This is a genomic window from Nannocystis sp. (assembly GCF_016714285.1).
Lineage (GTDB): Bacteria > Myxococcota_A > Polyangia > Nannocystales > Nannocystaceae > Nannocystis.
In genome coordinates this window covers 45321-63456 of sequence record NZ_JADJNN010000038.1, presented here as the reverse complement: position 1 = coordinate 63456, position 18136 = coordinate 45321, and the positions used below count along the sequence as shown (strand labels likewise).

At 67.7% G+C, this 18136-nt stretch carries 19 protein-coding genes; 14 read left to right on the top strand and 5 right to left on the bottom strand.

Annotated elements, in window-relative coordinates; genetic code table 11:
* Positions 1 to 20 precede the first annotated feature (20 nt).
* Complete coding sequence (locus IPJ59_RS33805) at positions 21 to 1028, top strand: hypothetical protein (protein ID WP_293275428.1); 1008 nt, start codon at positions 21 to 23, stop codon at positions 1026 to 1028.
* 163 nt (positions 1029 to 1191) lie between these two features.
* On the opposite strand, the gene IPJ59_RS33800 is transcribed toward IPJ59_RS33805, so the two are convergent.
* Positions 1192 to 1506, bottom strand: coding sequence for a hypothetical protein (locus IPJ59_RS33800; RefSeq protein WP_293246366.1), 315 nt, complete (start codon positions 1504 to 1506; stop codon positions 1192 to 1194).
* A 231-nt stretch (positions 1507 to 1737) separates the two neighbouring features.
* On the opposite strand from IPJ59_RS33800, the gene IPJ59_RS33795 reads away from it, so the two are divergent.
* The 4 genes from IPJ59_RS33795 (at position 1738) to IPJ59_RS33780 (ending at position 5515) form a co-directional block, all read left to right on the top strand.
* Positions 1738 to 2436: a hypothetical protein gene (locus tag IPJ59_RS33795; protein ID WP_293246364.1), complete on the top strand. Its 699-nt coding sequence runs from the start codon at positions 1738 to 1740 to the stop codon at positions 2434 to 2436.
* A 102-nt stretch (positions 2437 to 2538) separates the two neighbouring features.
* Positions 2539 to 3981 (top strand): sigma 54-interacting transcriptional regulator, encoded by a 1443-nt coding sequence (locus IPJ59_RS33790; protein WP_293246362.1) that lies wholly within the window; start codon positions 2539 to 2541, stop codon positions 3979 to 3981.
* Positions 3978 to 4595 carry a hypothetical protein gene (locus tag IPJ59_RS33785; RefSeq protein WP_293275427.1) on the top strand — a complete coding sequence of 206 codons (618 nt, stop codon included), beginning with the start codon at positions 3978 to 3980 and terminating at the stop codon, positions 4593 to 4595. The genes IPJ59_RS33790 and IPJ59_RS33785 overlap by 4 nt, the downstream gene beginning before the upstream one ends.
* Entirely contained in the window at positions 4592 to 5515 is a 924-nt protein-coding gene (locus tag IPJ59_RS33780; RefSeq protein ID WP_293275426.1) for a hypothetical protein, read from the top strand. The genes IPJ59_RS33785 and IPJ59_RS33780 overlap by 4 nt, the downstream gene beginning before the upstream one ends.
* Positions 5516 to 5548: 33 nt before the next feature.
* Here the strand turns inward: IPJ59_RS33780 and rnhA are convergent, their stop codons facing one another.
* Positions 5549 to 6025: a ribonuclease HI gene (gene rnhA / locus IPJ59_RS33775; RefSeq protein WP_293246353.1), complete on the bottom strand. Its 477-nt coding sequence runs from the start codon at positions 6023 to 6025 to the stop codon at positions 5549 to 5551.
* 146 nt (positions 6026 to 6171) lie between these two features.
* Here rnhA and IPJ59_RS33770 point away from each other — a divergent pair, with 146 nt between their 5' ends.
* The 5 genes from IPJ59_RS33770 to IPJ59_RS33750 all read left to right on the top strand — a co-directional run bounded on the left by IPJ59_RS33770 (position 6172) and on the right by IPJ59_RS33750 (position 11947).
* Positions 6172 to 7044, top strand: a complete 873-nt coding sequence (locus IPJ59_RS33770) for a hypothetical protein (RefSeq protein WP_293275425.1) — start codon at positions 6172 to 6174, stop codon at positions 7042 to 7044.
* A 119-nt stretch (positions 7045 to 7163) separates the two neighbouring features.
* Positions 7164 to 8441: a DUF4785 domain-containing protein gene (locus IPJ59_RS33765; RefSeq protein WP_293275424.1), complete on the top strand. Its 1278-nt coding sequence runs from the start codon at positions 7164 to 7166 to the stop codon at positions 8439 to 8441.
* A gap of 185 nt (positions 8442 to 8626) precedes the next feature.
* On the top strand, positions 8627 to 9700 hold the full coding sequence (locus tag IPJ59_RS33760) for a fibro-slime domain-containing protein (RefSeq protein ID WP_293275423.1): 1074 nt from the start codon (positions 8627 to 8629) through the stop codon (positions 9698 to 9700).
* 162 nt (positions 9701 to 9862) lie between these two features.
* On the top strand, positions 9863 to 10822 hold the full coding sequence (locus IPJ59_RS33755) for a site-specific integrase (protein WP_293275422.1): 960 nt from the start codon (positions 9863 to 9865) through the stop codon (positions 10820 to 10822).
* A gap of 147 nt (positions 10823 to 10969) precedes the next feature.
* Positions 10970 to 11947 carry a hypothetical protein gene (locus IPJ59_RS33750; RefSeq protein WP_293275421.1) on the top strand — a complete coding sequence of 326 codons (978 nt, stop codon included), beginning with the start codon at positions 10970 to 10972 and terminating at the stop codon, positions 11945 to 11947.
* 113 nt (positions 11948 to 12060) lie between these two features.
* Here IPJ59_RS33750 and IPJ59_RS33745 read toward each other — a convergent pair whose 3' ends face one another.
* The 3 genes from IPJ59_RS33745 to IPJ59_RS33735 all read right to left on the bottom strand — a co-directional run bounded on the left by IPJ59_RS33745 (position 12061) and on the right by IPJ59_RS33735 (position 15866).
* Positions 12061 to 13074: a hypothetical protein gene (locus IPJ59_RS33745; protein ID WP_293246335.1), complete on the bottom strand. Its 1014-nt coding sequence runs from the start codon at positions 13072 to 13074 to the stop codon at positions 12061 to 12063.
* A gap of 19 nt (positions 13075 to 13093) precedes the next feature.
* A complete protein-coding gene (locus tag IPJ59_RS33740) occupies positions 13094 to 14380 on the bottom strand; it encodes a receptor L domain-containing protein (protein ID WP_293246332.1) in 1287 nt (428 codons plus the stop codon).
* Positions 14381 to 14441: 61 nt separating this feature from the next.
* Positions 14442 to 15866, bottom strand: coding sequence for a hypothetical protein (locus IPJ59_RS33735; RefSeq protein WP_293246329.1), 1425 nt, complete (start codon positions 15864 to 15866; stop codon positions 14442 to 14444).
* Between the two features lie 430 nt (positions 15867 to 16296).
* Here IPJ59_RS33735 and IPJ59_RS33730 point away from each other — a divergent pair, with 430 nt between their 5' ends.
* The 4 genes from IPJ59_RS33730 to IPJ59_RS33715 all read left to right on the top strand — a co-directional run bounded on the left by IPJ59_RS33730 (position 16297) and on the right by IPJ59_RS33715 (position 18062).
* Positions 16297 to 16431: a hypothetical protein gene (locus IPJ59_RS33730; RefSeq protein WP_293246327.1), complete on the top strand. Its 135-nt coding sequence runs from the start codon at positions 16297 to 16299 to the stop codon at positions 16429 to 16431.
* Between the two features lie 131 nt (positions 16432 to 16562).
* On the top strand, positions 16563 to 16766 hold the full coding sequence (locus IPJ59_RS33725; RefSeq protein WP_293246325.1) for a hypothetical protein: 204 nt from the start codon (positions 16563 to 16565) through the stop codon (positions 16764 to 16766).
* A 46-nt stretch (positions 16767 to 16812) separates the two neighbouring features.
* Positions 16813 to 17001 carry a hypothetical protein gene (locus IPJ59_RS33720; RefSeq protein WP_293246322.1) on the top strand — a complete coding sequence of 63 codons (189 nt, stop codon included), beginning with the start codon at positions 16813 to 16815 and terminating at the stop codon, positions 16999 to 17001.
* Positions 16998 to 18062, top strand: coding sequence for a virulence RhuM family protein (locus tag IPJ59_RS33715; protein WP_293275420.1), 1065 nt, complete (start codon positions 16998 to 17000; stop codon positions 18060 to 18062). Before IPJ59_RS33720 ends, IPJ59_RS33715 begins: the two co-directional genes overlap by 4 nt.
* Positions 18063 to 18136 lie beyond the last annotated feature (74 nt).

The window sequence follows — 18136 nt, the reverse complement described above, 5'->3', positions numbered from 1 at the left end:
TGCCTATCCTTGCGGCCTCTATGGCTCCGACCCTCGCGAAGTGTTTGGCGTTCAGTTTCAGCCTCGGCCTCCTGCTGCAGGCCGGATGCGTCTGCGGCCCCGGCCCCAACGTCGGCGGCTACGACGAGCCCGGCGCCAAGGACCCCCCACGCTCGCTCCAGGGCATCAAGTTCATCGAGAGCGAGAAGGGCGACGCCGCCGTCATCGGCTGCGCCGACGGTCAGCGCGAGGGCTTCGCCGACATCACCCGCCACCGCCGCGTCGCCGGCTGCCTCGCCACCTGGGAGGGCACCAAGAGCCTGCGCGACAAGCCCACCGGCAAGGCCTGCGGCGACGACATCAAGGGCGGCGTGTGCACCGTCCCCTCGGACGTGTGCGCCGCCGGCTGGCACGTCTGCGGCACCAACGGCAAGAACGACGACCTCAAGTCCCACACCACCTTCAAGGCCTGCAACAAGGAGGCGGGCCCCGGCAAGTTCATCGCCGCCATCAGCCACGGCCAGTCCGAAGAGCTGTGCCCGCCCACCCCCACCGCCGAGACCGTGTTCCCCTGCATGGACTCCGGCTACTGCGCCGAGCCCGTGTGCTGCGGCGACAACTGCCAGTTCGGCAAGTGCCGCGACGGCGTGTGGAAGGGCCAGACCCGCATCTCGCTCGGCAAGGCCGAGGGCTGCGGCTCCGTCACCTCCGAGCGCAACGGCGGCGTCATGTGCTGCTACGACAAGAACGAGGACCCGCCGGCCCTCAAGCCCGCGGACCCGACCGCCGCCACCGCTGGCACCCCGCCCGCCGACACCGCCGGCACGCCCCCAGCCGACACCGCCGCGACGCCGCCCACGGACAGCGCCGCCGCCACCCCGCCGCCGAGCACGGTCCCCTCGACCACGCCGCCCACCACCACGCCGCCCACCACGCCCTCGTCGCTGACCGCCCCGCCGGGCGCCGACCCGACCAAGGGCCCGTCGGCCACGGACAAGAAGAAGCCCGCGAAGCCCGCGAAGCCCGAGCCCGCCGAGAAGGCCGGCTGACCCGCCACGACCACCTCACCGTGGTCGCCCCGCGAGCCGCTAACCCGCGACCACCTCGCCGCGGTCGCAGTGGTCGCCCCGCGAGCCGCGCGACCACCTCGCCGCGGTCGCAGTGGTCGCCCCGCGAGCCGCGCGACCACCTCGCCGCGGTCGCGACCCGGCCTCAGGCCGCGATCTCACCCGCGCAGGCCAGACTGATGTAGCCCCGCAGCGACGCGCGCTGCGGCCGGTCCACGCCGATCACCGGCGAGGTCGTGACATCGTCGCACTCGCCCCAGAACTGCAAGCGCCGGCCGATGAACTCCGAGTCGGCCCCGACCGACGGCACCTGGATCGCCCGCAAGCGCAGCGCCGGATGGTCGCGGTACCACTCGCCCGAGTGCTTGTCGCGCACGCCCACGCACTCGTCGAGGCGCAGGTGATACTCGGTGTGAAGGGTCTCGAACATGCGGTGCTGGCGGCGGTTGGCGTTGCTCATGCCCACCAGCCTGCGGATCGCCCGCGACGATCGCAAATAACCGGCCCGCGCCACCGTACCCGCCAACAATTAACCGCCGACTGGATCGGCCCTCCACGATGTGCTGCCCCCACCCACGGCCATCTCGTCGACTTGTGGATCGCGCGCCCACGATGTGCTGCCCCACTCGTCGGCGAATCGATCACCCGCCCACGATGTGCTCTCACCCCCCCGCTGCTATAGTCGCGGACCGTGGCTCGCCCCTCCATCCTCGCCGGCCTGCCCCGCTTCCAGCGCGGCGGCTTCTGGCTGTTCGTCATCGCCGCCGCCACCAGCGCCCTGCTCGCCGACCACCCGCTCGCGACCCAGCTCGTCCTCAACGCCCGCTTCGCCGCCGACCTCGCCCTCTGGCAGCCCCTCAGCGCGATCGTCCTGTTCCCCGAGGGCCAGCTCGGCGGCCTCGTCAGCACGCTGCTCCTGCAGTGGTTCATCGGCGGCCACCTCGAGGCCCGCTGGGGCACGCAGCGCTATCTCACGTTCATCCTGCTCCCCGCCCTCGCCGGCTACCTCGCCCTCGGCCTGCTCGGGCTCGCCGTCCCCAGCGCGCTCACCTGGCCCACGGGCGGCACCCTCCCGGCCGACCTCGCCGCCGTCGTCGGCTTCGGCGTCGTGTTCGGCAGCCAGCCGGTCCAGCTGTTCGGCGCCCTGCCGATCTCCAGCCGCGGCCTCGCCGGGCTCATCACCGCGCTGATGCTCGCAGGCCCGCTCCTCCGCGGCGCCTGGCCGCACGCCGTCCCGATCCTGGTCGCCACCCTGGTCGCGCTCGCCGTGGCCTGGCGCTGGCGCAGCCCCCCGAGTTCGGGCAAAGTGGCCGCGCGCGGGCCCAGGTCCAAGCACCTGCGCGTGGTCCAGCCGCAGCGCGATCGGCCCCGCGACAAACTCCTCAACTAGCGCCTCGCTCCACTTCCACTGGCCATCGATCGGCCATCGATCGACCCTCGATCGCCCCTCGATCGGGCCCCACTCGCGCCCCCGGGCCAGTCCCTCCTCGCCGTGTCGTTCAAGCCCCCCGAGCCCCGCGAAGCGAGTCTGACGACCACCTTCGCGCCGCCCCAGCAGCACTCGCGTTCGCTGCGACGGGTCATGTTGCGGGTCACCGACGGCCCCGACCAGGGCGCCCAGATCCAGGCCGCCCGCGCCCGCCTCACCATCGGCCGCAGCGCCGTCAACGACCTCGTCCTCACCGACACCTCGATCAGCGGCCTGCACGCCGAGCTGATGGTCAGCCCCAGCGGCGTGCTCCTGCGCGACCTCGGCAGCACCAACGGCAGCGTGGTCCACGGCGTCCGCGTCAAGGAGGCGTGGATCGAGCCCGGCATGACGATGCTGCTCGGCAAGACCGCTATCGCCTTCCTCGCCGAGGACGAGGTCCACGTCCCGCTGTCGGGCCGCGACCACTACGGCGCCATGCTCGGCAGCAGCCCCGCCATGCGCGAGGTCTACGCCGTGCTCGAGCGCGTGGCCGACACCGACATGAGCGTGCTCGTCGGCGGTGAGACCGGCGCGGGCAAGGAGCTGGTGGCCCGCGCCCTCCACGACGAGTCGCCGCGCCACAAGGGCCCCTTCGTCGTCCTCGACTGCGGCGCCCTCCCGCGCGAGCTCGCCGAGGCGGCGATCCTCGGCCACAAGAAGGGCTCCTTCACCGGCGCCATGACCGACCGCGCCGGCTGCTTCGAGGAGGCCCACGGCGGTACCCTCTTCCTCGACGAGATCGGCGAGCTCCCGCTCGAGCTCCAGCCCAAGCTGCTCCGCGTCCTCGACCGCCGCGAGGTCCAGCGCATCGGCGAGAGCACCGTCCGCAAGGTCGACGTGCGCATCGTCGCCGCCACCCACCGCGACCTCCGCACCATGGTCTCCTCCGGCGCCTTCCGCGAGGACCTCTATTTCCGCCTCTCCGTCATGTCCGTCGAGCTCCCGCCCCTGCGCGACCGCGGCGACGACATCCTCGCCCTCGCCGAAAAATTCATCGCCGACACCGCCCGCCGACTGCCCGACGGCAAACACGCCCCCGCCCTCGGACCCGCCGCCCGCCTGGCCCTCCTCCGCCACCCCTGGCCCGGCAACGTCCGCGAGCTCAAGAACACCATCGAGCGCGCCACCTACCTCGCCGCCCCCGGCATCATCGAGCCCGGCGACCTCCACCTCGGCCGCGCCCCCGCCTCCGCCCAACGCAACAGCCCTGACCCGGCCATCACCGTAAGCCCCGGCGCCGTCACCCCCGGCGGCCTCGACCCCGCGACCCTCTTCGCGATCCCGTTCAAGGAGGCCAAGCAGGCCCTCCTCGACGACTTCGAGACCCGCTACTTCACCCACCTGCTCGAGGCCCACGACGGCAACCTCTCGCGCGCCTCCGCCGAGGCCGGCATCACCCGCTACTACCTCCGCGAGCTGCTCAAGCGCCTCGGCCTCCATCGCGTGAAGGAGGACGACGCGTGACCTGTCCCGAAGACCAGGCAACCTGTCCCCCGGGCCAGCCGGCACCCACGCCGGTACCCGATCCGACCACCCTCGCAATCTGTCCCAAAGACCAGGCAACCTGTCCCCCGGGCCAGCCGGCACCCATCGCAACCTGTCCCCCGGGCCAGCTCACCCCACGCCGCCCAGCCCCGCGGTCTGGCCCGCCCTTCGGCGTCCACATCGAGCTGCACCCGGTCCTGCGCACCGCCCTGCTGGTCGCCTGGGCCGCGCTCTCGGGCGCCTGCAGCGAGCAGGGCAGCGACCCCGTGCGCGCCGCCCAGGCCTTCACCGCCGCCGTGCGCAGCGGCGACATGACGGCCGTGCTGCCGCTGCTCGAGAAGGCCGCGCTCGCGCGGCTCGAGCAGTCCGCCGCCCAGGCCTCCGACCAGGTCGGCGGCCGCCGCAGCATCGAGCCGGCCGAGATGCTGCAGATCGTCGACGTGTCGCCCACCTTCGAGCTCGCTAACACCGAGCTGGTCGACAACGACGGCGCCACCGCCCACGTCCGCCTGCTGGGAGCCCAGCAGGAGACCTACACCCTCACCCTCGTGCACGAGGACGGCGCCTGGCACGTCCGCATCCCGATCCCATGAGCCCCGCTCGCCCCCGCTCCGCCGCCGTCCTCATCGCCCTGCGCACCTGGCTCCTCCCGGTCGCCCTCGGCGCTGGCGCCTTCGCCCTCCACTACGCCCTCCACGTCCCCGCCGGCAAGCTCCCGCCGCCGAGCCCCGCCGAGGTCGAGGAGGCGAAGAAGCTCGCCGACAAGGCCAAGCGCGACGCGGAGCGCAAGCAGAAGGAGGCGGACCGCAAGGCCGGCAAGGTCGCCCCCACCGCCCCGCGCAGCGGCGCCCGCGACCTCCCCTACGAGTCCTTCACCCGCCCCCGCGCCGAGTTCCTGCTCGCCCAGCTGCGCGAGTACTACACCCCCCAGCCCTTCAAGAAGGAGCCCACCTTCGAGGCCTGGCAGACCGCCCACAAGGCGCTGCTCGGACAGATCGTCGCCGCCGTCCGCCAGCTCGCGCTGCCCGAGGGCCCCGCGATCACCGTCGCCAACAGCGAGTGCCACACGATCCGCTGTCGCATCACCCTCAGCTCGCCCACCCCCGAGGCGCTCGCCACGATCGTCGCCACCCTCGAGAAGCTCGAGCTCGACCGCCAGCCCCTGTGGTTCAGCTACGTGCCAGGCAAGGTCACCCTCGAGGCGGCCAAGAAGGGCATCGACGAGCGCCACAAGCAGGAGATCACCGTGATCTTCCAGCGCGACCTGCCGGCGATGGACCGCATCACCGCCCCCGGCAAGGGCCCCCTGCGCCCGCCACCGCCGCCGACCACGCCGACCGGCGCCCTGCCGACCACGCCGACCGGCGCCGGGAGCCCCTTCGCTCCCGGCCAACCGCACACGCTCGGCGGTCCCGGGAAGCCCAACAAACCCGGCGGACCCGGCCGCTCGACCACCGCCCAGCCCTCGCCCACCGGCGCGACCGCCCCCGAGCCCGACCCGACGCCAAAGTAGTCGAGGTCGTCGTGGAGCCCTGCGCTCCCAGCTTCAACCGCCGTGCCGCGCCGCGTCGCGAGCGGCGACCGCCATGCGATCGCAGCGCTCGTTCTCCGGGTGGCCCGAGTGCCCGCGCACCCAGTGGAAGCGCAGCGTGTGCCGGACCATCAGCTCGTCGAGCGCCACCCACAGCTCGCGGTTCTTCACCGGCTTGCCATCGGCGGTGCGCCAGCCGCCGCGCTTCCAGCCCGCCATCCACTGCCCGAGCCCCTTGAGCACGTACTGCGAGTCCGAGTAGAGGTCGACCGTCAGCGGCAGACGCATCACCTCGAGCCCGCGGATCACCCCCATCAGCTCCATGCGATTGTTGGTCGTGTGCGCCTCGCCCCCCGAGTCCTGCCGCTCCTTGCCGCTCGCAGGGTGCTGCAGGATGTACGCCCAGCCGCCAGGCCCCGGGTTGCCCTTGCACGCCCCGTCCGTGTAGAGCCGCACCCAATCGAGGGGATGGTCGTGTCGCGCCTCCGTCATTTTGAGCGCCGCGCTTATACCCCACACCGCCACGCGCGCATCGGGAAATATATGTAATGCTCGATACAAATCTTTCCTGTGCGTAAGCGGGTTGACGCACGCGCGGTCCGGGGCCTATAGGACAATGGGAGAAAAAGCAGCACCTCATGCCCTGTACACGTACATCCATCGGCCTCGCGCTCGCCCTGCTGGTCGCGCCATCGCCGGCCCAGGCAGCCGTGACTGGCGTGGCCTTCGTCCACGGCACCGGCAAGCAGACCAACGCCCTCGTCGACTACTGGACGGCCGCGATGGTCGACTCGGTCCGGCTCGGCCTGCCGAACACCACCAATTACGTAGTCGTCAACTGCGACTTCGAGAAGTACATGTGGGACCCGGCCGCCGCCGGCTGCCTCGCGGGCCAGCTCAGCAGCTTCATCAAGGCCAAGAAGATCACCGACCTGCTGGTGATCACCCACTCCAACGGCGGCAACATGCTGCGATGGATCCTCTCCAATCCGACCTACGACAGCCGCTACCCCGCCGTCATCTCGGCGATCCGCTGGGTCGACGCCCTCGCCCCCTCGAGCCTCGGCACCCCGCTCGCCAACGCCGTCGTCTCCGGCACCACCTTCGAGAAGTCGCTCGGCTGGCTGCTCGGCTACAAGTCCGAGGCCGTCATCATGCAGCAGACCGAGAACATGGCCTATTACAACGCCAACTGGCTGCTCGGCACCGCCGGCCGCCCCGCCCTCCCGCGCGACCTGTGGGCCGTCGTCGGCACCGATGTCGACTCCTCCCCCTTCGATAATGACAGCTGGTGCGGCGGCTACAGCCTCGGCGTCGGCCTCGAGACCACCCAGTGGTGGCTGGACAGCTGCTCCGATGGATTCCTCAACTGCTCCTCCCAGGGCGGCGCCGGCCACGAGTGGTTCCACGACATCGAATACACCTACGAGCAGGAGCCCCTCAGCCACGCCCAGAGCCGCCGCAATTGCTTCTACCTCGACCTCTTCCTCCGCGAGGACGTGAAGCCATGACCCGCCATCCCAGCCACCTGTCCTCCGGGACAGCCTCACCCCGCGCAGCCGCCATGCCTCACCACCAGACCCGCCCGCGCCACGACGCCATGAATCGCCACGCTACCCGGCCACATGCCATGAATTCAACGCACCTGGCCTTCAAGACAGCTCTCACCATTGCCCTGCTGCTGGCCGCGTCGCTCGCTCCAGAGGCCGCCGCCAGCCCGTCACGCTCGCTGGCCCACGCGACCCCGCTGCGCCTCGAGCCCGCCGCCAGCCCCTCACCCACGCTCGCCCGCGCGACCCCGCTGCGCCTCGAGCCCGCCACCGCCGACGACCTGCGCGCCGCCGCGGTGGTCGTCAGCCGCCTGCCCTCGACCGCGCCCGTCGGCGGCCCGGTGAACTTCACCTGGCCGATCGACCAGGCCAGCGACGACCTCGTCGCGCGCCCGGCCCCGCACAGCGCCGCCTCCACCGGCCACGCGCGCACCGTCGATCCCGCCGCCCTCCGCTCCGGCGTGACGCTCGCGATCTCCAGCCCCGGCGCCTTCTTCAAGCTCAGCCCCGCCGCCCGCGAGATCCGCGTCACCACCCCCGACGGCCGCACCCTCCGACCCGGCGCCGGCCTGAACCCCGTCGGCCCCGCCGACGACCTCGCCTTCACCCTCGACCGCGACCTCGGCACCGGCAAGTTCCTGCTCCGCGCCGAGGCCGACGCCCCCGTCCGCCTCGACATCCTCGAGCGCGACAGCGACCTCGTCCTCCTGATCCAGGCCGCCCGCGACGTCGTGTTCGTCGGCGACTCCCTGCGCGTCGAGGCCCGCCTGCTCCACCGCGGCCGCCCCGTCGCCGCGGAGCAGCAGAGCGCCCGCCTCGTCGACCCCGACGGCCGCGCCCTCACCCGCCGCCTCACTGCCCAGGCCGATGGCAGCTACCGCGTCGACCTGCCGGTCCAGGCGCCCGCGCAAGCTGAGCCCGACGCGCGCCTCTGGACCATCGAGGTCGAGCTCGCGGCCACGATCGCCGACCGCCCCGTCCGCCGCAGCGCAACCACGGCCGTCGCCGTCAGCGTCCCCACCGCCCGCCTCACCGGCCTGGCCCACGTCGACCACCACCGCGACGGCCTGCGCGCCGAGCTCGAGCTCGAGGTCGCCAGCGACAGCCGCTACGCCGTCACCGCCGTGCTCCACGGCCGCAACCGCGACGGCCAACTCCAGCCGATCGCCGTCGGCCAGTCCGCCGCTCCCCTCACCCCCGGCCGCCGCCACCTCACGCTCGCGTTCGCCGCCGCCACCATCGCCGCCTCCGGCATGCGCGGCCCCTTCGAGCTGCACGACCTGCGCCTCGTCGACCAGGGCCGCATGTTCGTGCTCCACCGCCAGGCCCGCGCCCTCGTCGATCGCAGCGACCACTGACATGTCCCAAGGACCAGGTCGCAACCCCGCGCGTCAACCTGCCCCAAGAGCCTTGTCAGCGCGCCAGCGCCCCACGTCTCACCCGGACGCGTGAGCGGCTCACAGGCCGCCGCGCGACCCCGTGAGAACACCCGTTGCGCCCCGGCCCCAGCTCTGTAAGCTGGGCAACTATGGTGAAAAATACAATGAAGCTCCTTGGTTGCGCGCTGCCCATGAGCCTCGCGCTCAGCCTCGGCTGCGGCGACAACACCGGCGGATCTGCCAGCGCCACCCAGGGCTCGAGCGGCGGCTCCGACACCAGCGCCAGCAACAGCGACAGCGAGCCCACCACCCAGGGCAGCGTCAGCAACAGCAACAGCAACAGCGAGCCCACCACCCAGGGCAGCGTCAGCGAGGGCCAGACGGAGGCCACCAACGGCGTGACCACCGGCACCGCCTCGGCCACCGCCTCGACCACCGACACCAGCGCGACCAGCAACCCGGCGACGAGCAACACGGACTCCAGCGCCACCACCGACCTGAGCACCACCGGCACGGACACCGCCAGCACCAGCACCGGCCAGCTCTCCGCCTCGACGACGGACGGCACGACCGGCGGCGCCGACAGCTCCACGAGCGGCGGCGACAGCACCAGCGGCACCACCGGGGAGAACGTCGAGTGCGGCCTGCAGCTCAAGGCCACGATCCGCGACTTCAAGATCGGCCACCCCGACTTCGAGACCTACTGCTGCGGCGTGGTCAAGGACCTCGTCAAACCCGACCTCGGCGTCGACAAGAAGCCAGTCTTCAACCAGGTCGGCAACCCCAAGATGCTGACCGACGCCCCCACCTTCAATCAATGGTACAACAACGTCCAGGACATCAACCAATCCACGCAGATCGTCCTCGACCTGCAAGAGATCCAGCCCGGCGTCTATTCATACCAGAACAACAACTTCTTCCCGATCGACAACATGCTGTTCGGGAACCAGGGAAATAACCACAACTTCCACTTCACGACCGAGATCCACACCGCATTCACCTACACCGGCGGCGAGACCTTCACCTTCACGGGTGACGACGACGTGTGGGTCTTCATCAACAAGAAGCTCGTCATCGACATCGGCGGTGTCCACGGCAACAGCCCCGGCAGCGTCGCCCTCGACAACCTCGGGCTGGCCATGGGCCTCACCTACACCCTCGACGTCTTCCACGCCGAGCGCCACACCACCCAATCGAACTTCCGCATCGACACCACCATCTGCTCCCAGCCGCAGTGAAGCCTCGGCAGCTCCTACTCCCGCATCATCCGCGACTGGGAGCTCGCCAACATCCGCAACCCGGTCAGCAACACCAAGCGCTTCGCCTCGCACCGGGTCGAGCGCTTCCTGAGCCCCGACGAGCGCCGCAGCCTCGAGACCGTTCTCCAGCAAGGTGTACGCATGCGCGTCGCCACCCGCGGCTACATCGAGCCGATGAGCGCCTGGGCCCTACAGCTGCTCGCCCACACCGGCCTGCGCAAGGACGAGATCATCAGCCTCAAGTGGCCAATGATCGACTGGCAGCACGCCGTCTTCAACCTCCCCGACAGCAAGACCGGCCAGCGTTCGAACATGACGAAGATCCTCGACGCCTGCTCGGCGACCTGCGCGAAGACCTTGGGCACGCCGAACAACGAGTGCGAGAACGACGGCTGGGCGTCGGCCGAGCCCACCTACGGAGAGCCGCTCTCGACCAACTGCGACCCCAACCTCTACGGCCCCGAATACGGTGGTGAGGTCCTGTGGCTCGACGGTGTGCAGTCGCCCGACCGCCAGGTCACCTGCGATCTCAACACCGACTGCGGGCTCATGTTCAGCGCCGATGTCGCCGAGAACCTCCAGTCGAAGGGGCCAAACTCCATGGCCGATGATGATAGCGCTGCGGACAAAGTGAGTGGCCTCCAGCTCGACGTGACGATTGGGTCGGGTCGTCCCTTGGCCCTGAGCGGCGCGCTCGAATACTCGACGTCCGCGTGCGGCGAGAACGCCTGCCCGTTCTACCTCGGCCGTCTGGATCTCGAGCAAACCGACTCAGCATTTCCCCTGAACGTTGACCTCGGCGCGCTCGGTCGTGTCGACAAGAGTGTGTCCGGACTCCGCGTCCAGCTCGGGAAGCCGACGCTCGGAATCGCCCTGCCCGACGGCCAGGTCGCGTTCCCGGCAGGCAGCCTCCTGCTCCGCATCGACGCCCAGCTGAAGGGCACCTCCCACGCGCTGCTCGACAACGGGGCGGAGACCTTCTGGCTGCGCAACCCGACCGCGGTGGTGGGTCAGCTCGTGGATGGCTCGCTCGACCTCAGGATGGAGGTCCCGACCATCTTCGGGGCGGTCAAGGTTGAGACGACCCAGGGCCGCAATTAGCGCATGACGCGCAGTTGCCTCAACCGACCCATCCCACGATCCTTGAGGCACGTGCGCGCCAGCATTCTCTTCGCCTCGCTCGGGTGTGCAGCCTGCGAGGCTACTTCCGATGAGGGTCCCTTCCTGGAGACCCACTATGTGCGCTACATGAGCGACCAGCCCTTCGCCCCGTGTGGAGGACTGGCGCGCGAGACCGACAAGCAAGTCGAATTCCTTTTCGACCTACTGAGCGAACCATACCCCCCTCCTCTCTCAATCGAGTACGAGTGGGTGGAGGACAACTCCACACTCACGTGCAGTGACAACGCTTCCGGTTGCGCCCAGGCCACGGTTGGAGGCGCGGCGATCGAATCGATCTACCTGGCATATCTCCACGAGCTTGCCCACGCCGCCCATTTGCTGACGCTCGGCACATCCCATCGCGTACTGACTGAGGGCTTCGCTAGCTATGCCTCAAGCCAACCTCGGGTTGCCGCCCCTCAGGACGCAGCGGTGTTCACGCAGGCGATCGAGAGTCTCCTGGACGCGGGTACATTGTCCGGCGAACAATACACGCTCGCCGCTCGCTTCGTCGGCATGACGATCGAGCGCCATGGGATCGCCGCCTTCAAGGCGTTCTGGCGGGAGGTCCCACGCGATGCGAAACTCGCGGAGGTCCGCGCCACGTACGAGGCGAGCTTCGGCGAATCGTGGTCCGACGCGCTCGCCGCCATCGCCTCCCGTGAGCAGACCGCCTTTAGTGACCCCTACTGCGAAGGAGACGTCCGGGCTGTCGGCGACCAACTCAAGCTGACGCTCACGCAAACCTGCGAAGACGAGGATGTCACCGGCCCGCTCCGGAACTCCGGCGTCGTGACCGGCGAGCTGCCCATCCCGATCGAGCTCGCCTCGGAGGGCATGTATCGCTTCCATTTTGACAGTGCAGGTGGGCCAACGGAGCCGGTCGCAGGCCTCCGTGGCTGCAGCATCGGCAGTCCGGCGCCAGTGCCGTCCATCTCCTTGTTCTCCTCCCAGGACGATGTCACCCAATACCTCGGCCCCGGGCGCTACCTCCTCAACATTCGCGCGCCCCTCATTCCTGGCGACAACGCGCCGATAGATGTGATCATTGACCGTATCCAGTAAACCCTCTGGCGGCAATGGGCTCGACCTCATGGAACAACGTAGACCCAAGGGAGCTGGTGGGTGAGATGACATGCTTCGGTGCACTGGTGGTGAAGGCTGCCGGTGCTGCTGGCCTACGGGTCCGTCTGCCGAAGGATCTCGAGCGTCACGACGGTATCTTTGGTCATCGTGACCTCCAGGGTATAGGGGCCCTCCTGGAGCTGAACGTTACCCTCATACACGAGACTCGGAATGAACTGCTCGTCACAGTCACCACAGCGGGCGAGAAGCACCGGTGAGGAAGCACTCAGGTGATACACCCCCGCAGACTCGACGAAGATCGTCCGCTGTGTAGCTATATTCTCACCCTCGCGACCGATGCTACCGTAAAAATCGGGGTCGTCGCAGGACGCCGCGAAGGTCAACGACCAACTGGACCCGACCGGCTCGGCATTATCCATCTCGCAAATATCAACCTGGAATGTACACCTTGGCGCACCCGAGAGAAACTCGGCCTCCAGAGTGTCGAAGTCTTCGCCGTAGACCTCAACGAAGGCCATGCGAATACTATCCTGAGTGCGCTCGGATGAGGCCTGGAACAACCGCTTGAAGCGCGCGAGCCCCCGGGCATCGATCAGAAACCGTACGAAGCGGGCCGCTGCAGTGTAGTCGAGGCTATCGGTTTCACTATCCAACATTTTACCCACAGGAATGATCTGCATTGAAATCTGCGACCAGTCTGCGGTTTGCGATAGGGCCTCGGCGAGACCCTCCCCGAAGAATGGTACGCTCTGCCCCCAAACGTGGTCGATCACTGCATGAGTCAACTCGTGTCTAAGTACACCGATCGTGCGCACACCTGATCTATCCAGTTCGTCGATGAACACCTCCTCGTCGCCGGAACGGTAACAAGCGCCATGTCGGCATGCAGACTCGTTTACGACGTGCACCGGCACCATGTACGCGTCTGGGACAGGCTCCTCAAAGAAACCGAACACGCGCTCCACATAGCTGTTCAAATATGGCACACTGCCTGCGCACAGCTGCCGCGACGTATTCTCAAGAATGAACTTGACGTGTTCACCAGCAGAATCGGGCGATCCTGCACAAGCCTCCTGCACCGCGCACACAGCGAGAATCGGCAGCATCAAGATGACCTTGGTATTTTTATGCACAGTCCTCCCAATCCAGGAGGCATAATGCCGTCCCGGGTCCATATCGGCCGGACGCGGCGTCGCAGATGCCATCCCGAGGCCAGGGGCATGGATCGAGGATGGTACTCTCGCCCTTGTTGTCGCCAACCCGTGTAGCACCCTCGACCGCGACATGAGCCAATAGTGCGTCCACCGTCATTGGTTCAAGAGACGCGTTTCCAAACAATGCCAAAGCGCTCGCCTCCGCAAGGTCGGGAAACCACCCGTCCGGGCCCGTCAGCGTGGGATTACGCGCGATGGAAAGTCCGCGGCCCGAGATGCTGGCCAAGCCCGACCAGCCCGATACCGCGAGTAGCGCGGCGTTCTCCTCGATGGTGAGCCCGTCCAACGACTTCACTCCCGTGAAGCCGACGATGTCTTCCAGCACAGAGTTGCCCGCGATGGTCACCTGGGTGGTCGGTGCCAAATGGACCGCTGGGCCGCCCGTGACGCGCTCGAGGCGCTCATTGTCGACAATGTTTAGAGACGTCACCACTTCGAATGTGCTCGTCCATTCTAACTCAGTCAGGGCGGAGTTATCGTCGATGCTAACCAGCCAGGCGCGTTCCAGCGCGGCAAAACCAGTGAGTGATTTCAAGGCAGAGTTGTGTGCGACTGACCAAGTGCCAGCCACAGATCGGAGCGATGAAAACTTCGCCTCGCGGAGACTCAAGTTGTTCGCTACCTGCAGATCGCCCCTCACTTCGGCAAGGGCGAGCATTTCAACGACCTCGAGTGCAGCGTTGTCACCAATATACACATCATGCTCGACCTCCTCGAGCGTCGCCAGGCCCGCGATTCGCGTGAGCCGTGGGTTGAGCGCGAAGAACACGGAGCCGGCAACCGTCAGCGCGCCACCGAGTTCAAAGGTGGCGAGCTTCGGGTTCTCGGCGACATAGAGGCCTCTGCCCAGTTCAGTGAGGGCGGGAAACCCCTGCACGGTGCCCAGCTCGGAGTTCGCTGAGATCGACAGCGAGCCGCCGATCCGGACCAAGGATGGCCAGGCCGGTAGTTGCTTCAGCGCCGGGTTGTCGTGGATCACCAGCGACCCGGCGACCTCCTCGACGCGCACAAGCACACCGAGCTCTCCCGGTGTGCGACCTTCCACAACGAGATCGTCGAGGACGCAGAGTCGTCGGTCCGGGGATGCATCCCAGACCGCAGTGCCCGCGACACCGACACATCCTGCGGGGTCTTCATCGCACCCGGACGACAGGAGCGTCAAGAAGATGGCCCGCCGACAAGTCTGCTGCGCCAGCATCGGAAGAATGTGTAGCACAGCGCGCGGTACTGGTCCAGAGGTGTGATGCCTCCGCGCGCTGTCATCGTGCGTTGATTTGCAGCGACAGCGAGACGCCATCCTTCCGCCACGGGAGTTCGAGGGTCAACTGGCGGCCATCCCATGTGCCATGCGCGCCCTCGACCTCGAACAAGGACCGAGCGAGACCGGAGCTCAGCGGCCCGCCATCGAGTGTGATATCGCCGGTCGAGATCGTGGCGAACAGGTCCTTGTCAGGGAACGTGACGATTCCCGTCGTCCGATCCCACTGGCCGAGGACCGGCTGGAGCATCCGAACCTCAAGATCGGCGATCGTGAAGGACACTGCGACGCCCGAGCGATCGGTGTGGACTCCATGCACGGTGCGGGCGTCGGCACGGATCTCCGTGATGGAGACGTCGCATGATTGGCGTGTCACAGGGCACTCCTCGATCGTGAATTCCATCAGGCCACCCAGATCATCACTCCTGGTGGTCGACCCCCCGATCTTCAGGGTCGCGTTCGCCGTAAACGGAGCTGGGTCCATCAAGGCCATCGGTCCTCCTCCCGAGCATTCGGAGGGATCGGTGGCCTCGATCGGCGTGAACTCGTCAAGTTCTTCGCAGTTGAATGGGACCCAGTTCTTCGAGGCGCTGTTGTTGGCCTCCTGCTCATAGATTCCATTTTTCGTCTCACAAAGCGATGTGCACATGGCCTCGGCGTCTGACTCGTCCGTCGCATTCACACAATCGGGAACGCCTTCGGGCGACATGAAGATCTCGGTCGACGTTTGGGGGAGGTTGGTCTCGTTCATCGTGCCCGAGATGGTCCACGAGCCCAAGCACTTCCAAATGCCGGTGCCGCCCATGCCTCCCCCATCATCGTCCCCACCCGTCGTCGGCAGTTCCATGGGACCGCCGTCGACGCAGATCTCATCAGTGATCTCATCGAAGGTGCCGGGGCACCATGCAAATTCGTCCCATCCGTAGCCCTGCTTGAGGCTCCACTTGTTATGCCCCTGGAGCTGCAGGGTACACACGTTGCAGTCGGTGCAGGAGGCATGCGCTTGGTCATTCCAGATCACTCCTTCCGGCAGCTTGTCGCAGAAGATACTCGTCGTCGGCTCCTCGGCTCCCCCCTTATCGGGGTCAACCTTGACCATCTTGGGTTTTCCATCGTATTCGCTGGGCGTACCTCCGAAGTAGTTCGCGCAGAGCGACTCCCGAATGTAATTACCGCGCGCCTGGCACTCCCAATCCGCTTGCGGAATGCACACCAGTGACTCCTTCGGGCTATCGGGCAGACAATCGACGGCGTAGCCGGGGATGTAGCCCAACTGTGCATCACCACCCGTTTCATCACCCACGCCTTCCACGCCCCCGCAGGCGGCTCCAACGCAGGCCATGGCGGTGACCATCAGAACGGGCTGGCAGACCCGGGTGGGAAGGAAGTGAGACAGACGGAAGAGACTCTCGGTGAGCGTGTGCATGACTTGTTGGGAGCCCCGCGCTACCGCTCGTATCGGCGCCAACGCATCCACCTGAGACCAGAAGTGATCTTGGGTGTGCGTCGGAATGGCCGACCGAGTCTCGTGGGGCTACTCCCGGTGTTCGGCTCGAAGTGACTCGGTGTTGCAGACGTTCGGATCTTTTTTCTGCGCGCTCGTGCCCACCCGTTTCCGAAGACGGCCAGAGGAGACCGAGCCTCGGCGACGCAACCAACCCGGGCCTCGCCACGGCACCTCGACCAGGGCCCGCCGAGACCACGGCCGAAGGCGCGAGCTCTCGCCATCGGTGGACTGGGGGCTCGGGGTCGGACGCGACGTCGTCGGGCTGGGAGCGCGGGAAGCAGGTCGAGGCCGCTGCCGTGTCACGCCGGACGGGGAGCTCGCCAGCGGCGTACACCGGGCTTCGTCGCTCGTGCTGGGCGAGCAGCTGGCCGCCCGCGACCTGCTCGGCCTGCTCCGCGGTAGCGAGATCGCCGCGACGGTGGTGACCGAGGCTGACGAGCAGGTGCTCAAGTCGCAGAACCCGAAGGGCGGCTGCTCGGCGTGAGTCGTGGTGGGTGGAGGCGCCGCACATCGTGCCCGCCCCGCCCGATCTCATCACCAGCGACGCCCGTGACCTCATCCTCGGGACAGCCACGCGCGTACGTGGACACCGCAAGAGCTGTTAGAGTGGCGCCGATGCCTCCCCTGCCCGCACTTACCGCCAACGAGGTCGAGCACGCCGTCGCATTGCGGGATCCCGAGCTCGTCGAGGCGTCCCACGAGATCGACCGGACCCTCTTGCGCTGGGCGCTCGGTCTGACGCCGCTCGAACGCCTCCGAGCGTGTACGCAGGCCACCAGCACCCTCGAGCGCCTGCGCCATGCGTCGGTCAACCGTTGACCTCGAGGGCCTCCTTCGGGTCCTGTGCGGGCGAGAGATCGCGTCTGTGATCGTCGGTGGCGCCGCGGCCGTGCTGCATGGCGCCCCCACGACCACTCAAGACCTCGACATCGTACCCGAGCAGTCCGAGGCCAACCTCGACCGCCTGCTCGAGGCCCACGGCACCCTCGTCCGCGACCCGCCGGGGCGGCGCCTCGAGCCGAGCCCTGTCACGCTCGGCGGACTCACAAAATGACCACACCAGAAGCCCCACTGCAGTCCAGCCTGATCCTCTACCAAAGCGAGGATGGGCAGACGCGCATCCAATGCCGCCTGGTGAACGACACGATCTGGCTCACCCAGGCGCTGATGGCAGAGCTGTTTCAAGTGACCGTGCCGACAATCAGCGAGCACCTCAAAAGCATCTATGAGGCGGGGGAGATCCAGCTCGAGGCAACTATTCGGAGTTTCCGAATAGTTCGTCAGGAGGGCGTGCGCACGGTCGCGCGCGAGGTCGATCACTACAGTCTCCCGGCCATCCTCGCCGTCGGATTTCGCGTCCGCAGCCAGCGGGGCACGCAGTTCCGCCAGTGGGCGACCGCTCGCCTCGAGGAGTACCTGGTGAAGGGCTTCACCATGGACGACGAGCGGCTCAAGACTCCGCCTGGGCCCGGCGTACCGGACTACTTCGACGAATTGTTGGAACGAATCCGCGACATCCGGGCCAGCGAGCGCCGGGTGTATCTGCGCGTCCGGGATATTATCGCTTTGGCCGCCGATTACGCGCCGGAGGAGGTCGAGACGCAGTCCGTGTTCCAGATCGTGCAGAACAAACTGCACTTTGCTGCGACCGGAATGACCGCCCCGGAGCTCATTGCTGCTCGCGCTGACGCCGCCCAGCCCAACATGGGCCTGACCTCCTGGAAGGGCGGCACCGTGCGCAAGGGCGATGTCACGGTGGCCAAAAATTATCTCAGCGCGTCGGAGGTCGAGGAGCTCAACCGCATCGTGGTGATGTTCCTCGATTACGCCGAGGATCAGGCCCGGCGGCGCAAACAGGTCTTCCTCGCCGATTGGAGGGCGAAGCTGGATGATTTCCTGCGCTTCAATGACCGCGCCGTCCTGCCCGATGCCGGGCGCGTCAGTCGTGACGGCGCCGATCGCAAGGCCGCGGACGAGTATGATAAGTTCGCCGCGCGGCGTCGCACTACACAAGAGACCGAGGGTGAGGCCGAAGCCATCCGCCAGCTCGAAGCCACCGCAAAGAAGCTGCCCAGGAGAGCCAAGAACCCCCCGCCAAAAGGCGGCGCCTCATGACGGCCCATCCCACGATTCTTGAGGCACGTGCGCGTGGCTGTGCCCGTGGGACAATCTCGGGGTCCATATGATCT

Excerpts from the sequence above, each read along its gene's own strand:
- IPJ59_RS33750 (WP_293275421.1), top strand. The coding sequence starts at position 10,970 with ATGAGCGACCAGCCCTTCGCCCCGTGTGGAGGACTGGCGCGCGAGACC.
- IPJ59_RS33805 (WP_293275428.1), top strand. The coding sequence starts at position 21 with ATGGCTCCGACCCTCGCGAAGTGTTTGGCGTTCAGTTTCAGCCTCGGC.
- IPJ59_RS33760 (WP_293275423.1), top strand. The coding sequence starts at position 8,627 with ATGAAGCTCCTTGGTTGCGCGCTGCCCATGAGCCTCGCGCTCAGCCTC.
- IPJ59_RS33725 (WP_293246325.1), top strand. The coding sequence starts at position 16,563 with ATGCCTCCCCTGCCCGCACTTACCGCCAACGAGGTCGAGCACGCCGTC.
- IPJ59_RS33735 (WP_293246329.1), bottom strand. The coding sequence starts at position 15,866 with ATGCACACGCTCACCGAGAGTCTCTTCCGTCTGTCTCACTTCCTTCCC.
- IPJ59_RS33800 (WP_293246366.1), bottom strand. The coding sequence starts at position 1,506 with ATGAGCAACGCCAACCGCCGCCAGCACCGCATGTTCGAGACCCTTCAC.
- IPJ59_RS33765 (WP_293275424.1), top strand. The coding sequence starts at position 7,164 with ATGAATTCAACGCACCTGGCCTTCAAGACAGCTCTCACCATTGCCCTG.
- IPJ59_RS33740 (WP_293246332.1), bottom strand. The coding sequence starts at position 14,380 with ATGCTGGCGCAGCAGACTTGTCGGCGGGCCATCTTCTTGACGCTCCTG.
- IPJ59_RS33755 (WP_293275422.1), top strand. The coding sequence starts at position 9,863 with ATGCGCGTCGCCACCCGCGGCTACATCGAGCCGATGAGCGCCTGGGCC.
- IPJ59_RS33715 (WP_293275420.1), top strand. The coding sequence starts at position 16,998 with ATGACCACACCAGAAGCCCCACTGCAGTCCAGCCTGATCCTCTACCAA.
- IPJ59_RS33770 (WP_293275425.1), top strand. The coding sequence starts at position 6,172 with ATGCCCTGTACACGTACATCCATCGGCCTCGCGCTCGCCCTGCTGGTC.
- IPJ59_RS33745 (WP_293246335.1), bottom strand. The coding sequence starts at position 13,074 with ATGCTGCCGATTCTCGCTGTGTGCGCGGTGCAGGAGGCTTGTGCAGGA.
- IPJ59_RS33780 (WP_293275426.1), top strand. The coding sequence starts at position 4,592 with ATGAGCCCCGCTCGCCCCCGCTCCGCCGCCGTCCTCATCGCCCTGCGC.
- rnhA (WP_293246353.1), bottom strand. The coding sequence starts at position 6,025 with ATGACGGAGGCGCGACACGACCATCCCCTCGATTGGGTGCGGCTCTAC.